The following is an 18385-nucleotide window of genomic DNA, read 5'->3' as shown; positions in this document are numbered from 1 at the left end:
TCAATCCTAAAGCCCGCCGCCGTCGTTGACCGTTCGTCGTCACGCAGCGTGCCGTTGAGCGCAGGAATTTATCCGCTAATCCATTGGCGTGGCCGAACCCCTAGTGGGGGACGGGCAAATGACCAATAGTGAACTTAGTCACAATGCACATGTGTGCGTCATCACTACCCTGTTTAACTCGTTCAAGGAGGGCACCAATGAGTGCTGAATCGCAACCCGATGTCACCGATGACATTGATTTTGTGGCGGAAAGGGATTCGGAAGAATTCCAGGAACTGCGCAAGACCCACCGCAGCTTCGTTTTCCCCATGGCAATCTTTTTCCTCGTTTGGTACTTCGCCTACGTCTTGTTGGCGGACTACTTCCATGACTTTATGTCCATCAAGGTTTTCGGCAACATCAATATGGGTATCCTGCTTGGCCTGTTGCAGTTTGTCTCGACCTTCGTCATCACCGCACTGTACGTGCAGTTCTCCAACAATAAACTTGATCCCAAGGCTTCGAAGATTCGTGAGCGTCTGGAAAAAGAGGGCGTGAACTAATGAATTCTTCGCTGATCCTGGCCCAGGGGGCCGAATCGACTCAGGTCGGCAACCCGCTGGTGAATATCGCAATCTTCGCCGCCTTTGTGGGCATCACCTTGGTGATCGTGCTCAAGGCAAGCAAGAACAATAAAACCGCCGCGGACTACTACGCCGGTGGCCGTTCCTTCACCGGAACGCAAAACGGTACGGCCATTGCCGGCGACTACCTTTCCGCAGCGTCGTTCCTGGGCATTGTCGGTGCCATCGCGATCAACGGCTACGACGGATTCCTGTATTCCATCGGTTTCCTCGTCGCCTGGTTGGTGGCCCTGCTGCTGGTGGCCGAACTGCTGCGCAACACCGGCAAGTTCACCATGGCAGATGTGCTCTCCTTCCGCTTGAAGCAGCGCCCGGTGCGTATCGCCGCGGCGGTCTCCACCCTCGCAGTGTGCGTCTTCTACTTGCTGGCGCAGATGGCCGGAGCCGGTGCGCTGGTCTCCCTGCTGCTGGGCATTGATGGCAAGTTGGGGCAATCGCTGGTCATTATCGTCGTCGGCGCGCTGATGATCATGTACGTACTGATCGGCGGCATGAAGGGCACCACCTGGGTGCAGATCATCAAGGCTTGCCTGCTGATCGCCGGCGCACTGATCATGACCGTGTGGACGCTGGCGTTGTTCGGGTTCAACTTCTCCGAGCTGCTGGGCAAGGCCGCCGAGGTCGCCGGCAATCCGGAGCTGCTCAACCCGGGCCTGAAGTACGGCATGAGCGGAACCTCGAAGCTTGACTTCATCTCGCTGGCCTTGGCCCTGGTCCTCGGTACCGCGGGCCTGCCGCACGTGCTGATGCGTTTCTACACCGTGCCAACTGCCAAGGAAGCGCGCAGGTCGGTTGTCTGGGCGATCTGGCTGATCGGCGCCTTCTACTTGTTCACCCTGGTTCTTGGCTTCGGCGCGGGCGCACTGATCGGTCCGGATCGAATCAAGGCCGCTCCGGGCGGCGTGAACTCTGCCGCTCCGCTGCTCGCCTACGAATTAGGCGGCACGCTGCTGCTGGGCCTGATCTCGGCGGTTGCCTTCGCAACCATCCTCGCGGTTGTCGCCGGCCTGACGATTACCGCCGCCGCCTCCTTCGCCCACGACGTCTATGCCTCGGTGATCGCCAAGGACAAGACGACTCCGGAAAAGGAGATGAAGGTTGCCCGCCGCACGGTAGTGATCATCGGTATCTTCGCCATCGCCGGCGGTATCGGCGCCCAGGGGCAGAACGTTGCCTTCCTGGTGGCGCTGGCCTTCGCGGTCGCCGCTTCGGCTAACCTGCCAACCATCCTGTACTCGCTGTTCTGGAAGGGTTTCAAGACCCGCGGTGCGGTATGGTCCATGTACGGTGGCCTGTCCTCGGCACTGCTGCTGATCATCTTCTCCCCGGTCTTCTCCGGTTCGGAGACCTCGATGATCCCAAGCATCGATATGGCCATCTTCCCGCTGGCCAACCCCGGCATTGTCTCGATCCCGTTGGCCTTCCTCTTGGGCTGGCTGGGTTCGATCACCGATCCAGGCGTTGAAGATATTACCAAGCAGGCAGAGATGGAAGTTCGCTCGCTGACCGGTGTCGGTGCCGAAAAGGCGGTCGACCACTAGTCCGGTGCTCAGTTGCGGATAACGATTCAGGGCGGGGGCCGGGATCAGCCAGCAATGGCTGATCCCGGCCCCCGCCCGTTTAATTGCCGGCCTTGGCTCGGCGGCTACTTCTGCGCGAGCAGCCGCTCGACGCGCGGCTTGACCTCGGTGGCCAGCAACGTGATTGATTCCAGGAAGTGTTCCTGGGGCAGCCCGCCGATGTCGCTTTGCAGGAAGTGGCGCATGTGGCCCAGGTGTCCGTGCAGGTGGACGATGCGTTCGGCGATCTCGTCGGGGGAGCCGACGTAGTAGGCGCCGGGGGCGGCCGCCTGGGCGTCGAAGGCTCGTTTGTCCGGTTTCGGCCAGCCGCGCAGGCGTCCCATTTCGATGTTCAGGTTGTACCAGCCCGGGTAGAAGCGTTCCACCGCTTCCTTCGTGGAGGGCGCGACAAGCCCCAGCGCCGCTACCGAAACCTTCAGGGTCTGCAGTGCGTGTCCGGCGGCCGCCCCGGATTTGCGGTAGAGCTCTGCCAGCGGCGCAAAACGGTGCGGGGCACCGCCGATGATCCCATAGGAGACCGGCAATCCGAGCCGGCCGGCACGCGCCGACGAGGCCGCGTTTCCTCCGGTGGCGAGCCAGATCGGCAGTTTGCTCTGCTCCGGGCGGGGCACTACCGCCAGATGCGCCAGGGCCGGGCGCGTGGTTCCGGACCAGGTGATGTTTTCGGAGGCGGAGTCGTTGATGCTCATGAGCAGATCCAGCTTCTGCTCATACAGCTCGTCATAGTCCTGGAGGTCAAAGCCGAAAAGGGGGAAGGTCTCGACCGAAGATCCACGGCCGGCGGTGATCTCCACCCGACCGCCGCCGGAGATGATATCTGCCGTGGCAAATTGCTGATAAATCCGCACCGGATCATCGGTGCTGATAATGCTTGCCGCGCTGCCCAACGTGATCTGCTTCGTGGCGGCGGCGGCCGCGCTGATCAACGCGCCGGGGGAGGAAGCCGGCATGGTGGTGGTGTGGTGTTCGCCGATTCCGAAGTAGTCAAGACCGCTGGCATCTGCATGCTTGATGGCTTCGAAGAGGTTGCTGATCGCTTGGGCGGTGGAACCTAGCGAACCGTCGGGGTTTCGCTGGGTGTCGCCGAAGCTATAGGCGCCGATATCCATGGTGGCAAGTTCCTTTGGGTGAGTCGGTTGTCGGGCTAGTTGGAGAGGCGAACCGCATGCAGCAGCCCGTTGAGCTCGGAGGCGTTAAACCTTCCGTTGAAGATCTCGCTTCCCGGTTCGAAGTGCCGCCCGGCGGCCAAGTCGCCGGCATCCACTGCGTCGAATCCGATATGTTCGATAAATCCGCGCAGCACCGTCTTGGCTGCGGAATTATCGCCGGCGATCGCCAGCGCCCTGCGTTCGCCGGTTGCGGCGGGAAGCGCGTCGGGTTCCATCTCGTGATAGCCGATGTGGTTGAAGGATTTCAGCACATGAGAGGCCGAGAGGAAGGCCGCAACGACTTCGCTGGAAGTCAGTGCCGTATTCACGAAGTCGGGGATCTCCCCGTCGGTGGCGGACCAGTAATTCATCGCGTCCACGACGATCTTGCCCGACAGCGCATGGGAGTCGAGGTCCTTGAACTTGTGCAATGGGATGGCCACGATGACCAGGTCGGCGGCGGCCGCTTCGGAGGCGTCGACTGCTTCGGCTCCCGGGGTGACGATCTCGATGATCAGCGAGTTTTCTTCGGCGGGTTTTGAGGTTGCGAGCTTAACTCGATACCCGGCCGCGAGGGCCAAACGGGCAATAGCGGTACCTACGCGGCCGGCTCCAAGAATGCCGATCGTTGCCTGTGGGGCTAAGCGGGCCCCTTCGAGTGTGTTCACCAAAGCCATCCTTCAAAGATTTATGCTGTTTTACAGACTATATTTGCGGCAGAACATCTTGGCAACCCCATTGCTTCGGATATGATGGTGATCATGAGCACCTCACGCAGCACACCCCTCGGCGCCCACCAGCCACTTCCCGGTTTCTTTCCAGGGGACCTCGGGTGGCACCTGGGGATGATTCTGCGCGGACATCAGCTCGCGATGGCGCAGAGCGTCGCGCCAGTGCCGGGGCAGGTGCGCGGATATCAGTTGCTTTCGACCGTGGTGCATCGCGATCCTGCGAACCAGCAGGCGCTCGGCTCCCATCTGGGGATCGACCGCACGGTGCTGACTTACCTGATCGACGAGCTGGTTGAAGCGAATCTGGTGGAGCGCGTTGCCGCGCCCAGCGACCGTCGCGCGCGCAAGATCATTGCCACCGCGCAGGGTGTCAAGCTGCTCGAAGAACTCGAGGTGAAGGTGGCTGCGGCCGAGCAGGAATTGCTCGCCGGCTTGAATGACGCGCAAAGCGCGCAGCTGGCCGGGCTAATCTCAACCCTGTCGGCAACGATTCATAACGCACAGCCCGGTGCGAACCCCTGTGAAGCCATGGATCAGCTGGGCTAGCTGGAACCGCGCGCTGGGTAGTGCGCGACCGATTCCTTGGGCGCCTCCGCAGTGCCGGCATCCTTTGGCCAAGGGGTGGCCCTCGGCAAGTTTGCTCGCGAGCTACGCCCGCCTATTTCCGTTGTCATTGGCTAGCGACAGTTCAATGAGTTTTGCGGTGCGGTAGGGGATGAGCTCCGCCATGGACAGTGCAGAATCCGCCCGATTGACCCCTTCGATACTCAGCAGCAACCCATGGACACGGAAGAGCTCCTCGGCATTCGCCGCGGCGGCGCGCACCAGGATATCTGCCGAGCCGGTCAGCCCGTGCGCTTCGAGTACCTCCGGAATCTCTTCCAGCTTTTTGGCGATGTCCTCCAAATGGCGCTGGTCCACATGCAGTTCGATAAAGGAAAGCAGCCCGAATCCCAAGGCGGTTGGCGGGATGCGTCGATCCACGGTGGAGAGAACCTCGGTCTCCAGCCGGTTGAGCCGGGACTGCACGGTATTTCGGCCCAGGCCCAGCGCATTTGCCAGCGCTGAAGCGGTCCGGCGAGCGCTGCTGGACAGCGATAGGAGGATCCGTCGATCGGTGGCGTCTAAAGGCTGCATAATGCGCACATTAGCACTCGCGCAAGGGCCAAGATAGTGCGTTTTGCTTTAATTCTTTTCTTGCCATTGTGCAACATGTGCTATGTGAGTAGCATCACAGGTAGGTGGTAATGCTGAACTAGCCGTCCACCACTGACTACGCGAGAGTAAGGATGCCGATCGTGTCCACCAAGCACATCGACGTAGCCGCAGGTTGCCTACCTACGCACCAGCTGCTCAACGTCTCCGGAGAAAGAACTCCGGACGAAGAACTAGACCATCACCTCACCGGGCTTACCGAACAAGACCTGGCCGACTTCCTGCGCGACATGGTTGTTCTGCGTCGCCTGGACAATGAGGCCACCGCCTTGCAGCGCCAGGGCCAATTGGGCTTGTGGGCACCGTTGCTCGGCCAAGAAGCCGCACAGATCGGCTCGGTGCGCGCCACCCAAGACGACGACTTCATTTTCCCCTCCTACCGCGAGCACGGAGTTGCCTGGGCCAGGGGAGTCAAGGCCGAAGACCTGCTCAGCGTCTGGCGCGGCGCCACCGCCAGCGGGTGGGATCCGCACGAGGTAAATATTGCCTGCCAGCAAATTGTGATTGGCTCCCAGGCGCTGCACGCCGCCGGTTATGGCATGGGCATCAAATTTGACGGCGGAGAGCAAGTGGCCGTGGCCTACTTTGGCGACGGAGCCACCAGCCAGGGAGATGTGAACGAAGCGCTGATCTTCGCCGCAAGTTACCAAGCCCCGGTGCTGTTCTTCTGCCAAAACAACCAATGGGCCATCTCGGAGCCGGTAGCGCTGCAAAGCCGCACGCAGATCGCCGACCGCGCCAGCGGATTCGGCGTGAAGACCTGGCGGGTAGACGGCAACGACGTGCTCGCGGTCTATGCGGCGACCAAGGCCGCCTTGGCGCACGCCCGCCACGGGCTGGGCCCGACCTTTATCGAAGCCGTCACCTACCGCATGGGATCCCACACCACCGCAGATGATCCGACGCGCTATCGCAAGAACGCGCAGCTCGAAGAGTGGAAGGCCAAGGATCCGATCGATCGCTTGGTCAACCACCTGACGGTGCTCGGCGCGGACGTGCAGTCCTATCAGCAGCGTGCGCAGAACGCCGCGGACAAACTCGCCGCCGACCTGCGCGAGGCCATTACCAATATGCCGGATCCCGAACCCAGCGAGCTCTTCGAGAACGTGTACTCCGAGGACCATGAGCCCAACCGCAGGGAAAAGGAAAACTACCTGCAGTACCTCGCAGACTTCCAGGACGGTGAAGCATGAGCACCTCAATGATGAAGGCGCTAAACCAGTCCTTGCGCGACGCGCTGACCGAAGACGAAAAGGTGGTGCTGCTCGGTGAGGACATCGGCACCCTGGGTGGAGTCTTCCGCATCACCGACGGGCTGAAGGCGGAATTCGGCGAGCATCGGGTGGTTGACACTCCGCTGGCCGAATCCGGAATTGTCGGCAGCGCCATTGGCCTGGCTTACCGCGGCTACCGCCCGGTGGTGGAGATCCAGTTCGACGGGTTCACCTACCCGGCCTTCGACCAGCTGGTCTCCCAGCTGGCGAAGCTGCACTTCCGCTCGCGCGGACGGGTGAAGATGCCGGTCACCGTGCGCATACCCTACGGCGGCGGCATCGGTTCACCCGAGCACCATTCGGAATCACCGGAGGCGTACTTCTCGCATACCGCTGGGCTTCGGGTCTTCGCCCCGTCCAGCGTAGAAGATGCCTACGTGATGCTGCGCCAGGCGATCGACTGCGATGACCCGGTGATCTTCTTTGAACCCAAGCGCCGCTATCACGAAAAGGCGGAAGTCGAGCTGCGCACCCCGGAAAAGACCGGCTCGCCCAAGGCCAAGGTGCTCAATGTTGGCGATGACGTCACGGTGGTCGGCTACGGCCCTACGGTCTACACCCTGAAGGATGCGGTGCTGGCGGCCGAGGATGAGGGCATCGGCTTGGAGGTCATCGACCTGCGCTGCCTGGATCCGCTGGATCTGGACACCGTCGCGGATTCGGTGAAGCACACGGGCAAGCTTGTGGTGGTCCATGAGGCTAGCCGCACCTCGGGAATCGGCGCGGAGATTTGCGCGCAGATCACCGAAACCTGTTTCGACTATCTGGAGCACGCGCCGATCAGGGTGACCGGTTTTGATATTCCCTATCCGCCTTCGAGGCTTGAATCCCATCACCTGCCGGATCTGGACAAGGTGATGCATGCCGTGGATACGGTCATGCGCCGCAACGAGACGCACACTGGAGGTGCCAAGTGATGGCTCCGAATACTTTCAAGCTTCCCGACCTCGGCGAAGGGCTTACCGAGTCGGAGGTCTTGAACTGGAAGATCCAGGTAGGCGAACATGTCACGCTGAACCAGATCATCGCCGAGGTGGAAACCGCGAAGGCGGTGGTCGAGCTGCCCTCGCCATACGCCGGCATCGTGCAGAAGCTGCATGCCTCCGCCGGTGAAGTGGTACCGGTCGGCGGGCCGTTGGTGACCTTTGGAGACGAAGCCGCGGCGCCGGATGCCGATGCCCCGTCCGGCGATGACGGTGCCTCGGCGGAGCCCGGGCGCACGCCGACACTGGTCGGCTACGGTGCTCCGGCGGCCAGCGCAAACCGTCCGGCCCGGCGTGCTCGCGCAGGTGCAGCCTCCGCTTCGCCTGCCGCCGTTCCTGCGGCGCAGAATTCCGCCAGCCCAGCATCGGAGCAAAGCACCGAAGCGGTCCCTGCCGGCGCTCGCCGGACGGCCACCCGCAGCACCCCGCCGGTGCGCAAGCTCGCGCGGGACCACGGGATCGAGCTTTCCGCCGTGCGCGGCAGCGGTGCGGACGGCGCGGTATTGCGCGCAGATGTCGAAGCGCTGATCGAGGCACCGGCCAAAGCGGCGGAGCCGGCGGCGCCCGCGGTTGGCGCGGCCGCGGCCGATCGCCACGTGAAGATCAGCGCGGTGCGCCGCGCTACCGCGAAGGCGATGGTCGAGTCCGCATTCACCGCTCCGCATGCCACCGAATTCTTGACGGTGGACCTGACCGAATCGATGAAGCTCGTCGAGACGTTGCGCAAGCACCCATTGCTCAGGGACGTGAAGCTGAACATCACGACCCTCACCTCACTGATCGTCACACGGCTGCTGGGCACCTACCGCGCACTCAATTCCCGGTGGGATGCGGCGAATGACGAGATCATCGAGTTCGGCTCGGTGCATCTGGGCATGGCGGTTGCCAGCGAGCGTGGGCTGCTGGTTCCGGTGGTCAAGGATGCCCAGACCAAGTCCTTGCGCGATTTGGCCGAGGAGCTGACGCAGCTCATCGACCTGGGCAGAGCCGGAAAGCTAGCCCCAGCCCAGCTGAGCGGAGGCACCTTCTCAATTACCAATGTCGGTGTCTTCGGTGTCGATGCCGGTACCCCGATCCTCCCCCCGGGGCAGTCCGGAATTCTTGCTCTCGGACAGGTCAAGCGCCGTCCGTGGGAGTTTGAGGATCAGGTGGCCCTGCGCCATACCTCAACCTTGGCGCTGTCCTTCGACCACCGCGTGGTCGATGGAAAGGAAGCTAGCGAGTTCCTCGCCGGTGTGGGCGCGGTACTGGAAGACCCTGGAATGATGAACATTTTTATTTGATTTACCGGGGCTTTCATGAGTAAAAAATTGAGCCGATCGATGGATCAACTCAATTTCAAGCACTACTTTCATAGTTATTCATTGGTTGTTTCGCAATATTTGATGTAATCTCGTTCACTACGTGCTATGGCTCACAACTTGGAGCCCATGGCGTCTGTGAACTGCAGAAGCAGCAACGATCTGTTGAGGAGAAGAAGGATGCGATACTCGCACGCATCGAAGGCACTGGTTTTGTCCGCTGCCTTGGCATTGACCCTAACCGCCTGTGGCGGAGGGACTTCGGAAGAATCCGCCGGAGGCGGATCCGAGGGAGACGCCACCAAGGTCATCACCGCTAACACCACCGAGCCGCAAAACGGCCTATTGCCAGCCAACACCAACGAAGTTGGCGGCGGACGTGTCATGGACCTGATCTTTACCGGTTTGGTCAGCTACGACTCCAAGGGCAAGCCCGTCAATGAAATCGCTGAGTCGATCGAGACTGAGGATTCCCAGAACTACACCATCAAGCTTGCTCCGGGGCACACCTTCTCCGATGGTTCCCCAGTGACCGCTGCTTCGTTCGTGGATGCTTGGAACTTCGGTGCCGCAGCCAAGAACGCACAGCTGAACTCGTACTTCTTCGAGTCCATCAAGGGCTATGACGAAGTCAGCGCCGAGGGTGCAACGAGCGAAGAGATGGAAGGCCTGAAGGTTGTCGATGACAACACCTTCACCGTCGAGCTCAGCCAGCCGGAATCCGACTTCCCGCTGCGTCTTGGTTACACCGCGTTTATGCCGCTTCCCGAAGCAGCATTTGAAGACCCGAAGGCCTACGGCCAGATGCCGGTCAGCAACGGACCATACAAGCTGACCGAGTGGAACCACGACGTCAACCTGAAGCTTGAGGTCAACGAGTCCTACGAGGGCCCACGCAAGGCAGCCAACGGCGGTGTTGACTTCAAGGTCTACCAGTCGACCGAGTCCGCTTACCAGGACATTCTCGCGGGCAACCTAGACGTGCTGGACCAGATTCCGCCATCGGCGCTGGCCAATTACCAGGACGAACTGGGCGACCGTTCGATCAACGCTCCCTACGCCGGTAACGCAACCATCACCATCTCTGGCTACCTGGATCACTTCAAGCAGGGCGAAGAGGGCAACCTGCGCCGTGCGGCGATCTCGCGCTCCATTGATCGCCAGCAGATCATCGAAAAGGTGTACTTCGGCGGCAAGGTCAAGGCCGAAGAATTCACCGCTCCGGTGCTCGATGGCTACACCGCCGATATTCCAGGCTCCGAGGTTCTCGACTTTGATGCCGATGAGGCCAAGAAGCTGTGGGACGAAGCCAACGCCATCGAGGCGTGGGGTGACTCCGAAGAATTCTCCATCGGTTACAACGTCGATGGTGCCGGTAACAAGGAATTCGTTGAAGCCGTCGCCAACCAGGTGAAGAACACCTTGGGAATCAACGCAGTGGCCAAGCCGTACACCTCCTTCAAGGCCTTGCGTGAAGACGTGGGCAAGAAGACGATGTCCGGTGCCCACCGCTCCGGCTGGCAGGCTGACTATCCATCGATGTACAACTTCCTCGGTGCGCTGTACGGCACCGGTGCAGGTTCCAACGATGGCGACTACTCGAACAAGGAATTCGACGACAAGCTCACGGACGGGCTTGCCGCAACGGATCCGGCCGAAGGCGCCAAGATCTTCAACGAGTCCCAGGAGATCCTCTTCAAGGATCTGCCAGCTATCCCACTGTGGTACCAGGCTGTGCAGGGCGGTTGGAGCGAGAACGTCGACAACGTGGAGTTCGGTTGGAACGGCGTTCCAATCTACAACGCCATCACCGGCAAATAGGTTCACTAGCTAAGCTGCCTGCTCAGGTGGGCTTCAGCTGAAAAACGTCTCAGGGAGACCCTGCACCATTTGGGTCTCCCTTTGGCGTGTCAGTCCTGCCTCTCCAAATGAACGTCTGGCGATCGCCGACGGAAAGAGGAAATAAAATGGCCCAGCGCCTTGCGACGTCTCGAGGTGAGACGCGCTCATGTTAAGTTTTACGTTTAAACGATTTCTGCAGCTGATTCCCGTATTCTTCGGTGCCACCTTGCTCGTTTACTTCCTGGTATTTGCTACCCCGGGCGACCCGATTACCGCGCTCTCCGGCGGCAAGCCGATGACCCCGGCGGTGGAAGCTTCGCTGCGGGCCCAGTACAACCTCGACCAGCCATTCTGGATTCAGTACGGCCTGTACTTGAAGAATCTGGTCACCTTGGACCTGGGCATGTCCTTCTCCGGACAGGAAGTGCGTGACCTGTTAATTCGCGCATTCCCGGTGACCGCGCGACTGGCAGTCATGGCGCTGGCCATCGAAGCCGTCTTCGGTATCCTTTTCGGCGTCATCGCCGGTATGCGCAAGGGCAAATGGTTCGACTCAACAGTGCTGTTCGCATCGCTGATTGTGATCGCAGTTCCTACCTTCGTACTCGGCTTCGTGCTGCAGTACGTAGTCGGTGTTGAGCTTGGCTGGGCCAAGCCAACGGTTTCCGGCGGCGCTACGTGGGGTGAATTGATTCTTCCCGCCACAGTGCTTGGCCTGGTTTCTCTGGCCTATGTATTGCGACTGACCCGAACCTCGATCATCGAGAACAAGCAAGCCGATTACGTGCGCACGGCAACCGCCAAGGGCTTGAGCCGTGGACGCGTAGTCAACGTGCACATCCTGCGCAACTCGCTGATCCCGGTAGTCACCTTCCTGGGCGCCGACCTGGGCTCGCTCATGGGTGGCGCGATCGTCACCGAAGGCATCTTCAACGTCCCCGGCGTGGGCAGCCTGTTGTTCTCAGCTATCCGCAAGGGTGAGATCCCGACGGTAGTGGCCGTGGTAGGCGTGCTTGTGGTCGTCTTCGTGCTCGCCAACCTCATTGTTGACATGCTTTACGCTCTGCTTGACCCAAGGATCCGATATGCCTGAGAACCAGAATCCTAATCCTGAGGCCGGATTGCCCATCGGCAAAAACCGTGCCGGCAAGATCTCCAAATACCATATTCCACACTTCGTTGCACCGCTGGATGAAACCCCCTTGCAGGGAGTCGACGCGGTCAAGGAAACCGGGAAGCCGCTGTCCATGTGGGGCGAGGCTTGGCGTTCGTTGCGCAAGCGACCGCTGTTCATTGTTTCGGTTATTCTGATCGTATCGGTGCTCGTCGTAGCGGCTTTCCCAAGCTTGTTCAGCAGCACCGATCCGACCTATTGCGCGTTGGAGAACTCCAATGAAGGTTCCCGTGCTGGGCATCCGATGGGCTTCAACTTCCAGGGCTGCGATGTGTATGCCCGAGTAATCCATGGCACGCGCGCCTCGCTGATGGTTGGAGTGTTCACCACGCTCTTCGTCGTGATTCTCGGCGGTGCCATTGGCGCGCTGGCCGGCTTCTACGGCGGTTGGCTGGATATCATCTTGGCCCGCCTGGGTGATATTTTCTTCGCACTGCCGTTGATTCTCGGTGCGATCATCGTGATGCAGCTTCCCGCCTTCCGGGAAAACCGAAGCGTGTGGACGGTTATCATCACGCTCTCCATCTTCGGCTGGCCACAGGTCGCCCGCATCACCCGCGGTGCGGTCCTGGAAGCCCGGAATGCCGACTTCGTCAAGGCCTCCCGGGCCTTGGGGCTCTCAAGGTTCAACTCATTGGTACGGCACGTCATCCCGAACGCCATGGCACCGGTGATCGTCGTGGCAACGGTGAACCTCGGTATCTACATCGTTGCCGAATCCACGCTGTCCTTCCTTGGGCTGGGGCTTCCGCCAGATGTGATGAGCTGGGGCAACGATATTGCCGCAGCGCAGAATCAATTGCGAAATAATCCGATGATGCTGATGTGGCCTGCATTGTTCTTGTCCCTCACGGTATTGAGCTTCATCATGCTCGGCGATGCAGTGCGTGATGCACTGGATCCAAAGACCCGAAAGGGGAACTAGCTATGGTGCAGAACGCAGATCCAAAGCCCCTGCTGGAAATCAAAGACCTGGCCATTACCTTCAGTACTCCTGATGGCCCGGTCAACGCGGTGCGCAACGCAAACCTGACGGTGATGCCGGGGGAGACCGTGGCCATCGTGGGCGAGTCCGGATCGGGCAAGTCCACGACCGCCTTGGCCGCCATCGGCTTGCTTCCGGGAAATGGCGAAGTCTCCGCCGGTCAGATTCTCTTTGACGGTGAAGATATCTCCAAGGCCAGCGAAAAGCGTTTCGTCGAGCTGCGTGGTAACCACATCGGCATGGTCCCGCAGGACCCGATGAGCAACCTGAATCCGGTCTGGAAGATCGGTTTCCAGGTGAAAGAAACCCTGAAGGCCAACGGACTGGCGGGGAACAACCCGAAGCAGCGTGTTGCCCAGGTATTGTCGGACGCCGGTCTTCCAGATGCGGCAACCCGAGCGAATCAGTACCCGCACGAGTTCTCCGGTGGCATGCGCCAGCGTGCGCTGATCGCCATCGGCTTGGCCTGCCGTCCACGGCTGCTTATTGCCGATGAACCAACCAGCGCGTTGGACGTCACCGTTCAGCAGCAGATCCTGGATCACCTGGATACCATGACCAGTGAACTGGGCACGGCGGTCCTGCTGATCACCCACGATCTGGGTCTGGCAGCAGAGCGTGCCGAGAAGGTCATCGTGATGTACAAGGGGCAGGTCGTCGAATCTGGCCCGGCCCTGGAATTGCTGCGCAATCCGCAGCACCCGTACACCAAGCGACTGATCAATTCGGCGCCGTCTCTGGCCGCCCAGCGTGGCGACAAGCACGAGCTGGCGGTAGACCAAGTCGCGGCGCAGAAGACTGAGCCGCTGCTGAAGATTTCGAACCTGACCAAGGTGTTCGACATCCGCAGGGGCTTCGGGCGCAAGGACAAGTTCACCGCGGTGGACAAGGTCTCCTTTGAGATCCCGAAGGGCACGACCACCGCGGTGGTGGGCGAGTCCGGTTCGGGCAAGTCAACGATCGCGCAGATGGTGCTCAACCTGCTGGATGCAACCTCCGGTGACATCGTCTTTGACGGGCAGGCCATCGGCAAACTCAGTGAGCGCGATCTGTTCAAGTACCGCCGCCGTGTGCAACCGATCTTCCAGGACCCCTATGGTTCCTTGGACCCGATGTATTCCATTTTCCGCACCATCGAGGAGCCGTTGCGCATCCACGGTATTGGAAATCAGGCCTCCCGGGAGAAGAAGGTCAAGGAGCTGCTGGACCAGGTTTCCATGCCGGCTTCGACGATGCACCGTTTCCCGAATGAACTTTCCGGCGGTCAGCGCCAGCGTATTGCGATCGCACGTGCGCTGGCCTTGAAGCCGGAAATGATCGTCTGCGACGAGGCTGTGTCGGCGCTGGACGTGCTGGTGCAGGCTCAGGTGCTGGAGCTTCTGGACGAACTGCAGCGCGAGCTGGGACTCACCTACCTGTTCATCACCCACGACCTGGCGGTCGTGCGCGAGATCGCAGATAACGTGTGCGTGATGGAGCACGGACAGATGGTTGAGCAGGGGACGGTGGATGAAATCTTCGAGAACGCGAAGAGCGACTACACCCGCAATCTGCTGGCGGCGATCCCGGGTGCAAGCCTGATCTAGGCGCTGTCAACGGCCTATTTCCCGTCCATTTCAGGGCAGTGACTTCATATAGAAGTCACTGCCCTGAGTTCGTTAAAAATGACTTATTCAAGAAATGTTTCAGTTTTTGAGGATGTGAAATAAATGTTGCAAAAACGTTATAAATGAGTTTGCCCACCGTCGCGCGGAAGTGCGTCTTCTGATTGAAAAAACCCAATGTGAAAGAAATCCTTGAAATCTCGCGGATGTGAGCCGGATCTCTAAACTGATCGGTAACAAGGCGATTGTAACCAGATTGTTTCCCGGGGCCACTTGGTAGATGTGAAACGCATCTTTCTATATCCAAGATGGCAAAATCCGGTTAGTCTATTGCTCAATGGTTCCATCATGTGATGTGTTCCACACTGAGCTTCATGGTTCAGAACTCGTATCGTTCAATTTCTCAAGGAGGCGGAATGCGATTCCAACGTGTTTCGAAGGCAGTAGCAGTAGGCGCAGCGATGGCTCTGGCGCTGTCCGCATGTGCACCGGGCGGCGGTGGCGACCCAGCGGCATCCGAGTCGGGTGCAGCTGGCGGCAACGGGTCGGCAGAAGTTACCAACAGCGGCCTCGCGGATCTGGGGGATATCACCACCAAGGACGGCGCCATCAACGTGTCGATCGGTGCGCCGGAGTTCCTCAGCTACAACGGCTTCACCCCGAACACCTACTCGACCTATAACTCCGGGATCGTGGACCGCATGTTCGCAGGCTTCTCGTACTTCGGTACCGATGGAACCCTGTACCCGAATGAAGATCTCGGCTCCTACGAGAAGGTCAGCGATGATCCGCTGACGATCAAGTACACCATCAATGAGAACGCCGTTTGGTCCGACGGAACGCCAATCACCGTCGCCGACTCGGTGCTCGCCTGGGGCGTGCAGAACCTGAACCTGAACGAAGGCGGCGACAAAGAGAAGCCATTGTTCAACTCGGTCTCCGTCGACTTGGGCGACACCGTGCCAAAGGGCCCGCAGGGCGATGTTGCAGGCAAGGAATTCACCGTCGAATTCGCCGCTCCAGATCCGGACTGGGCCTTGCAGTCCTGGATGCTCCACCCAGCACACGTGGTGGCCAAGGAAGCCGGCATGAGCACCGAAGAGCTGGCCAACGCCATTCTCGCCGGCGAATCCGACAAGCTGAAGGAGGCCGCCGAGTTCTGGAACGAAGGTTGGGTGACTAATCCGGGCACCCTGCCGGACGAAGCGATCAGTCCCGTTTCCGGACCGTACAAGCTCGGTTCCTGGAAGGCCGGCGAATCGGTCACCCTGGTCGCCAACGAGGAGTACTACGGAACTCCAGCGGCAACCAAGGAACTGACCTTCCGCTTCGTTGAAGATGCTGCCATGGTGCAGGCCCTGCAGAATAAGGACCTCGACGTCATCAACCCGCAGCCAACGGTTGATACACTTTCCCAGCTTGAGGCCTTGGGCGATCAGATCAACATCCAGAAGGGTGACACGCTGACCTGGGAGCACTTGGACTTCAACTTCACCGAGGGCAACGCGTTCACCAACTTGGAATTGCGCAAGGCCTTCGCCATGTGCGTCCCTCGCCAGAACATCGTTGACAACCTGATCAAGCCGCTGAACCCAGAGGCTATTGTCATGAACGCCCGCGAGGTCTTCCCGTTCCAGGACAACTATGAAGACGTCGTCTCGGCTTCCTATGACGGACGCTACGATGAGGTCGATATCGAAGGCGCGAAGAAGATCCTGGAAGAGCAGGACGCAGTGGGCACCAAGGTGCGCATCGGCTACTCCGCTCCGAACGAGCGCCGTACCAACCAGGTCGCAGCCATCAAATCCTCCTGTGATGAGGCTGGATTCGAGATCGAGGATGACGGCGATGCGAAGTTCTTCGCACCGGGCGGCGCCCAGGATCGCGGCGACTACGAGGTAGCACTGTTCGCTTGGGCGGGTTCCGGCCAGATTTCTTCGGGTCAGAACATCTACGCAACCGGCAAGCCGCAGAACTTCGGCAAGTACTCCAACGAACAGGTAGACGCCGAGTGGGAGACCCTGGCCACTTCGCTGGATCCGGCCGTGCACCAGGAGCAGGTCAAGAAGATCGAGAAGCTCTTGTGGGATGACCTCTACGGCATTCCAGTCTTTGCCCACCCAGGCCTGAGTGCCTCGGGCTCAGATATCCAAAATGTCCGCCACACCGCGACCCAGGACCAGATCGTCTGGAACGCAAATCAGTGGGTACGTGCAGAGTAACTGCCGGTAGGCACAGAACTCAGACACCGTGAGTGAACGACTGCGGGGCCCGATAGATCGTCGGGCCCCGCAGTGTGTCCACCACATCCCCACAACGGTTCAGAATCGCCACCACCCTGGGCGCCGCGAATCGTTCGGTGACAACGAAAGTAGGACATAGACGCCGTGTTGAAATTCATCGCCAAGCGACTTGGATCGGCCCTCGCAGTGCTGTTTGCAGCCTCGCTGCTGCTGTATATCCTCGTCATTAACTCCGGTGATCCACTCAAGGATCTGCGCGAAAGCAACGCCGATAATCGCGAGTATCTGATGGCCCAACGCATCGAGTACATGGAGCTGGACCAGCCCTGGTACCTGCGCTACTGGGACTGGCTGACCGGCGTTTCAAAGTGCTTTGTCGGCCAGTGCGACCTAGGACGGAATATCAACGGCGTGGAGGTCTCCGGATTGCTGGCAAATGCCGCATCCTCGACCCTGCGACTGGTGCTGATCGCCACCCTGATCGCAGCGATCTTGGGTATCGCCATCGGTGTGCTCACCGCGGTGCGCCAATACTCGGGTCTGGACTACACCGTCACCTTCCTGACCTTCCTCTTCTTCTCCCTTCCGGTGTTCTGGGCAGCGGTGCTGCTCAAGGAATACCTCGCTATCGGATTCAACGACTGGATCGCGGCACCGGATATCTCCTTGGGAACCTCAATACTTGTCGGTATGATCCTAGGGCTGATCCTGCAGACGTTCCTCGCCGGATCGCTCAAGCGCCGCATGCTGACCTTCGCGGTGGTCACCGTCTTCGTGCCGCTGGCCATGCAGTATTCGCTGTGGCTGAACTTCTACCGCTACCCGCAAATGGGACCGGCATTCATCGTGGTGCTCACCGCGCTCGTCGCCCTCTCGGCCACCGCGATGAGCACGGGACTGAAGGAAAAGCGAGTGCTGTATCCGGCGCTGATCACCGTGGCGCTCGTGCTGATCGCCTACTACGCGACCTTCTACCTGATGGCCGAACCGAACACCTGGATCCTGCTGGGCGGCTTAATCCTCGCGGTGCTGTTGCCCGCGCTGGTCGGACGTTTCATGGGCGGGCGGCTGCGCAAGGTCGCCGCCAGCGTCGCGATGGCCACCGGCTTTGTCGGAGCCGCACTGACCGTGGTCGATCACCTGTTCCGTGCTTGGCCAGGCTTCCTGGACAACAAGGGACGCCCGATCTCCACCATCGGCTCCTCTACGGCGAACTTCGAGGGCGGCTACTGGGACCACTTCCTGGACAATGGCACCCAGCTGCTGCTGCCCACCATTTTGCTGGCAATCATCTCGCTGGCAAGCTACTCGCGCTACACCCGTTCGTCGATGCTCGAAGTTCAGCAGCAAGACTACATTCGCACCGCCCGCTCCAAGGGCCTGAGCGAACGCACGGTGATTTTCCGCCACGCATTCCGCAACGCCATGATCCCCATCGCTACCATCGCAGCCTTCGACTTCGCCGGGCTGATCGGTGGCGCGGTGATTACCGAGCGGGTGTTCGGTTGGAAAGGCATGGGCGAAATGTTCGCCACCGGTCTGGACCGGGTGGATGCCAACCCGGTGATGGCCTTCTTCCTGGTCACCGGCACCGCAGCAATTCTCTTCAACCTGATGGCAGACATTGTTTACGCCCTGCTCGACCCGCGCATTCGCGTCTAGGCGGCCATGACAATTCACAC

The 18385-nt window shown here is 60.2% G+C and carries 15 protein-coding genes; 12 read left to right on the top strand and 3 right to left on the bottom strand.

Annotated features, from left to right (window positions below; translation table 11 throughout):
* The first annotated feature begins 197 nt into the window (after window positions 1-197).
* Complete coding sequence (locus tag CQ015_RS03150) at window positions 198-542, top strand: DUF485 domain-containing protein (protein ID WP_096287346.1); 345 nt, start codon at window positions 198-200, stop codon at window positions 540-542.
* Window positions 542-2164 carry a cation acetate symporter gene (locus CQ015_RS03145; RefSeq protein WP_096287344.1) on the top strand — a complete coding sequence of 541 codons (1623 nt, stop codon included), beginning with the start codon at window positions 542-544 and terminating at the stop codon, window positions 2162-2164. The genes CQ015_RS03150 and CQ015_RS03145 overlap by 1 nt, the downstream gene beginning before the upstream one ends.
* A 104-nt stretch (window positions 2165-2268) precedes the next feature.
* On the opposite strand, the gene CQ015_RS03140 is transcribed toward CQ015_RS03145, so the two are convergent.
* Both CQ015_RS03140 and CQ015_RS03135 read right to left on the bottom strand, forming a co-directional pair.
* The gene (locus CQ015_RS03140) at window positions 2269-3312 is read right to left on the bottom strand and encodes an LLM class flavin-dependent oxidoreductase (protein WP_105649311.1); all 1044 of its coding nucleotides are present in this window, start codon (window positions 3310-3312) and stop codon (window positions 2269-2271) included.
* Between the two features lie 35 nt (window positions 3313-3347).
* Window positions 3348-4019: an NADPH-dependent F420 reductase gene (locus tag CQ015_RS03135; RefSeq protein WP_258133962.1), complete on the bottom strand. Its 672-nt coding sequence runs from the start codon at window positions 4017-4019 to the stop codon at window positions 3348-3350.
* Between the two features lie 93 nt (window positions 4020-4112).
* On the opposite strand from CQ015_RS03135, the gene CQ015_RS03130 reads away from it, so the two are divergent.
* Window positions 4113-4628, top strand: coding sequence for a MarR family winged helix-turn-helix transcriptional regulator (locus CQ015_RS03130; protein ID WP_181148496.1), 516 nt, complete (start codon window positions 4113-4115; stop codon window positions 4626-4628).
* Between the two features lie 102 nt (window positions 4629-4730).
* Here CQ015_RS03130 and CQ015_RS03125 read toward each other — a convergent pair whose 3' ends face one another.
* A complete protein-coding gene (locus CQ015_RS03125; RefSeq protein WP_096287769.1) occupies window positions 4731-5219 on the bottom strand; it encodes an Lrp/AsnC family transcriptional regulator in 489 nt (162 codons plus the stop codon).
* 152 nt (window positions 5220-5371) lie between these two features.
* Between CQ015_RS03125 and pdhA the strand changes: the two genes are divergently transcribed.
* From pdhA to CQ015_RS03080, 9 genes are all read left to right on the top strand, one after another.
* Window positions 5372-6490, top strand: a complete 1119-nt coding sequence (pdhA, locus tag CQ015_RS03120; protein ID WP_105649310.1) for a pyruvate dehydrogenase (acetyl-transferring) E1 component subunit alpha — start codon at window positions 5372-5374, stop codon at window positions 6488-6490.
* A complete protein-coding gene (locus CQ015_RS03115; protein WP_096287334.1) occupies window positions 6487-7488 on the top strand; it encodes an alpha-ketoacid dehydrogenase subunit beta in 1002 nt (333 codons plus the stop codon). Before pdhA ends, CQ015_RS03115 begins: the two co-directional genes overlap by 4 nt.
* The gene (locus tag CQ015_RS03110; protein WP_105649309.1) at window positions 7488-8837 is read left to right on the top strand and encodes a dihydrolipoamide acetyltransferase family protein; all 1350 of its coding nucleotides are present in this window, start codon (window positions 7488-7490) and stop codon (window positions 8835-8837) included. Before CQ015_RS03115 ends, CQ015_RS03110 begins: the two co-directional genes overlap by 1 nt.
* A gap of 198 nt (window positions 8838-9035) precedes the next feature.
* Window positions 9036-10676 (top strand): ABC transporter substrate-binding protein, encoded by a 1641-nt coding sequence (locus tag CQ015_RS03105; protein ID WP_105569936.1) that lies wholly within the window; start codon window positions 9036-9038, stop codon window positions 10674-10676.
* Window positions 10677-10863: 187 nt separating this feature from the next.
* On the top strand, window positions 10864-11790 hold the full coding sequence (locus tag CQ015_RS03100; protein ID WP_105553716.1) for an ABC transporter permease: 927 nt from the start codon (window positions 10864-10866) through the stop codon (window positions 11788-11790).
* Entirely contained in the window at window positions 11783-12796 is a 1014-nt protein-coding gene (locus CQ015_RS03095) for an ABC transporter permease (protein WP_105649308.1), read from the top strand. The genes CQ015_RS03100 and CQ015_RS03095 overlap by 8 nt, the downstream gene beginning before the upstream one ends.
* 2 nt (window positions 12797-12798) lie before the next feature.
* Complete coding sequence (locus tag CQ015_RS03090) at window positions 12799-14442, top strand: ABC transporter ATP-binding protein (RefSeq protein WP_105553714.1); 1644 nt, start codon at window positions 12799-12801, stop codon at window positions 14440-14442.
* A 434-nt stretch (window positions 14443-14876) separates the two neighbouring features.
* Entirely contained in the window at window positions 14877-16682 is a 1806-nt protein-coding gene (locus tag CQ015_RS03085) for an ABC transporter family substrate-binding protein (protein ID WP_096287330.1), read from the top strand.
* 165 nt (window positions 16683-16847) lie between these two features.
* Window positions 16848-18365, top strand: a complete 1518-nt coding sequence (locus CQ015_RS03080) for an ABC transporter permease (RefSeq protein WP_105553713.1) — start codon at window positions 16848-16850, stop codon at window positions 18363-18365.
* The last annotated feature ends 20 nt before the right edge of the window (window positions 18366-18385 follow it).

Source organism: Arthrobacter sp. MYb221 (assembly GCF_002979835.1).
Taxonomy (GTDB): domain Bacteria; phylum Actinomycetota; class Actinomycetes; order Actinomycetales; family Micrococcaceae; genus Glutamicibacter.
Note: the sequence above shows the minus strand (reverse complement) of the source record. Positions and strands in the feature narration are given on the sequence as shown.